At 39.4% G+C, this 682-nt stretch carries 2 protein-coding genes; both read left to right on the forward strand.

What is annotated here, in order from left to right:
* Positions 1–318, forward strand: a 318-nt coding sequence (locus LC033_RS16640; protein ID WP_226570347.1) for a phage tail family protein, incomplete at its 5' end; no start/stop codon positions are given.
* 11 nt (positions 319–329) lie between these two features.
* A partial coding sequence (locus LC033_RS16645) for a glycoside hydrolase family 73 protein (RefSeq protein WP_226570349.1) occupies positions 330–682 on the forward strand: 353 nt, incomplete at its 3' end.

Genomic DNA, 682 nt, shown 5'->3' on the forward strand with positions numbered 1-682 from the left:
AATAAGAAAACGTTCAGCATCTATAACATTGGGGATTTTAGAATCAATCCTTTACGGCATGATTACCAAGTGACGTTGAGAGCTAAAGGAAAAGGTGTAACGATCATCAATCATACGACTGGTGAGCGTCTGAAAATTGAGGATGAATTATCTAAATCAAGGGAAGTTTCTTTTATTAAACAGTACACCGTCGCTAACAAGAAACGCCTCAAGACATCTGGAAGGCTTCCTTCACTTGATATTGGCAGAAACGATTTTGAAATCCAAAACGCAAGCTATATTGAAATCGTGTTTGATACAAGATTCTATTATGCATAAGGGGGGATGACATGGCTGCGGCTGACTTTATCAAAAAACTAGCACCAGGAGCGCAAAAGGTCTACAAAAAATATAATGTGCTTGCAAGCCTTGTTATCGCTCAAGGATGTTTAGAAAGTGGTTTTGGGTCCAGCGGTCTTTCTCAACAAGCTAACAATTTGTTTGGAATTAAAGGCACTTATAACGGAAAATACGTACTGATGTGGACTAGCGAGCAGGACAAAAAGGGGAACGTAACTAGGATACAAGCTAAGTTTAGAAAGTATCCATCGTATGCAGAAAGTCTCGCCGATCTTGGAAGTCTATACACACGTTTGAGTCGTTATCAAGATGTGGTAGGTGAAAAAGATTACCAAAAGGCTAC

It is taken from the genome of Bacillus stratosphericus, assembly GCF_020524495.1.
Lineage (GTDB): Bacteria > Bacillota > Bacilli > Bacillales > Bacillaceae > Bacillus > Bacillus stratosphericus_B.